2 protein-coding genes and 1 pseudogene are annotated in these 2,591 nt (G+C 63.9%); all 3 read right to left on the bottom strand.

The features are described from left to right. Positions 1 to 496 (bottom strand): annotated as a pseudogene (locus tag ACRDUX_RS18265) (cytochrome P450); the annotation flags it as partial. A 406-nt stretch (positions 497 to 902) separates the two neighbouring features. Next, entirely contained in the window at positions 903 to 1,361 is a 459-nt protein-coding gene (locus ACRDUX_RS18260; RefSeq protein WP_526415431.1) for an Rv2576c family protein, read from the bottom strand. 28 nt (positions 1,362 to 1,389) lie between these two features. Continuing rightward, complete coding sequence (locus ACRDUX_RS18255; protein ID WP_526415430.1) at positions 1,390 to 2,436, bottom strand: alpha/beta hydrolase; 1,047 nt, start codon at positions 2,434 to 2,436, stop codon at positions 1,390 to 1,392. Positions 2,437 to 2,591 lie beyond the last annotated feature (155 nt).

Raw genomic sequence — 2,591 nt, 5'->3', positions numbered from 1 at the left:
GCACCACATCACAACCAGGTCGGCTCAGCACGTCGGCGACGAGCTCGACGGCCAGTTTCTCCGTCATTCCCCGCCAGCTATCCATCGCCCCCTTGCTGAAACCCGGTTGGACCTGTTTGCGCAGGCGTGCGTGTTCTTCGCCGTCGGAGAGCACGGCAAGGGGAGCCGACATCTTCAACCGGGTGACGCCTTGGGTGCTGGTTACCTGATCGGTGTCGCGCAATGCGGCTCTAACGTCTTCCAGCCGGCTCAGAATCCAGGTGGCCCGCTTCGGGTTGTAGTGCACACGACCACCGCGGTGCAGCGCCCGGTAGGCGTCGAACGGTTGGGCGGCGGTGACGGGATTCATCGGGTCGTAGTCGGTGTTCACCGCACCGATCCACCCGTCGAGCCCTCGTCGACGCGTCCGCACGGCAGCAGCCACGTTCATCCCCACGGCGTTGGCGACTGGCTGAATGGTTTGCCCTGCGCCGCGCACGTGTTGGGTGATGCTCATCATGGACCCCTGACTGGATTCTCTGTGCGCGCCAGTTCCGTTGCACTGGACGCAAGCTCAAACGTAACGTCAACGGCCTCACACCACCACGAGTTGCTCGATGTTCGTCCCAACGCCAGACGCATTGAGCCAACCACGTTTGGAGTACTACGCGAATTCATGACACACGACACCACGTAGTTCAGATCTCAAGTCAACTGATCTGACTGTGTCGTGGAGGCGACCCCGGAACGATGACCGACGGTGCGAGCTGACTTTGCCTGCGGCCCACGATCTTCTCCAACGGATCAGCTGCGGCTCAGAACCGCGATACCAGCAGCCGGAACGACGACTCGGGTGTGGATGGGGCGACCGGTTCCGCGGTCATCTCCCAGACCGCTCACCCCCCTCGGGCGCATCTAGGAAGTCACCCGTTCCGCACCGAGCAGAGCGCGCCCTTGGGTCCCTCGTTGGTCGCGACCACCTTGCCGTCGATCGACAGCACGCAGTGGAAGTTCGGTCGCTTCGGTGAGTCCAGGCTGCCCGCCGTCACCATGGCCCAGTTCTCCGGGTCGGCCAGCATCACGTCCATGGTCCACAGCTGCGTGGGCCCGACGTCGGCCTCGACGTTGGGGCTGAAGACGTACGGGTTGTGGCTGTAGTCCGCGAAGCTCGGTGGGTCGATGTCGCGGTAGTAGATCTCGGCGTTGCGGAATGGGGTCTCGGAGAAGACGGTGTACTTCACGGCATGCAGCGGGGGTCCCGGCGGCTGATCGTCGTCGGCAACGGCCACCCCGGTGCCGAACATCAGCATCGCGGTCACGGTCAGCGGACCGACACCCGCGAGCAGGCGCCGGGCGTGTGCCCGATGTGCGGGAAGTGTCATTTCCGGATATTAACGTGATCGGGGTTCGCTAAACCTGGCATAGCCCCAACTGGCGGTGGACGTTTCGCTGCACACCAGCCGACGCCGGCGTGCTGAGGGCGCCACCCATGGCCCAGTCGTGAATCGCGCCATTTCGCAGAACGAAGGTGAAACCGCTTGCCGCCTCTGCAGGTACCTCGTCTCGTAACCGGAGCACATCGGCGGCGAGCAGGTCCAGGTTCCCGCAGTACACGGCGGTCGGTGGCAAACCGGCGAGGGAGCCGTATACCGGGCTTACCCACGGATCGGTCAGAGGCAGATCGCCAGCCCATTGCCTGCCAGCCCTTCGGAGACTCGAAATCCTCAACACGGGGTCGTCGATCGAGGCGATGGCCGGATTGGTCATCGTGACGTCGAGCCACGGAGAGATGAGCACCATGTGTGACGGTGTCGGGTCGCCTCGGCTCACCAACAATTGCGCCAGTGCCAGAGCCATTCCACCGCCGGCGGAGTCGCCGTACACGCTGACGTTGTCTGCACCGTGCACCGTCATCTGAGCGGAGATCCAGTCCGCTAAGCCGGGTATCACGGTCTTCGCCCTGCCCTGAGGAGTCGAAGCCAGCGGGTAGATCGGCACGATCACGGTCGCGTGGGTACGGCGGGCAATCGCTGCATAAGCAGACCAGTGATTGATCGTCGGCTGCACCACAAAGGCGCCACCGTGCAGTGCCACCACGTATTTCGCCGACGGAGTGCCCGAACGAATCACGTACACCGGCAGCCCCGCGACGTCCTCCCGCTGAACATCTAGGCCAGACACGGTGAAGGACGGCGGATGGTCGAATGCGATCAGCGGCGCGATCTGTGTGCCGAAGTCGACGCCGACGAAGTCGGTCACGGCGCCGGCTGCGCGGAGAACGGCGACGGCCACCGTGGGATTCCGCGATGGTTCTCCGGTGAAGGCGAAGCGTTGCGGGGCGGTACCGCTGCTTGGGGACTCCGTCGTCAGCGGTATGGCTTTGGTGGCCCGGCGTCTCACGACGACTGCACCCAGTCCCAGCGACGATGCCAAGGCTGCGACCCGGAATGCGCGCACCACGGTCCTCCTTGGTTGGCCTCATCAATGGTCGTCACCCGTAACGCCGGGCTGCCCCCGCCACCATATTAGAAAACAATGTTGTTTAATGCACGTTATGGAAGACGGTGTTGTCGCAGGCTTCCCCGACCGTGGTCCGTTGCACGGGATACGGG

The sequence above is a fragment of the Mycobacterium sp. genome, from assembly GCF_050701675.1.
In the GTDB taxonomy this organism is placed as follows: Bacteria; Actinomycetota; Actinomycetes; order Mycobacteriales; family Mycobacteriaceae; genus Mycobacterium.
The sequence above is the reverse complement of the archived record's forward strand: the minus strand, read 5'-3'. Positions and strand labels throughout refer to the sequence as shown.

Bases quoted from the DNA above. Each gene is read 5' to 3' on its own strand.
- ACRDUX_RS18260 (WP_526415431.1), bottom strand. From the start codon at position 1,361: ATGACACTTCCCGCACATCGGGCACACGCCCGGCGCCTGCTCGCGGGT.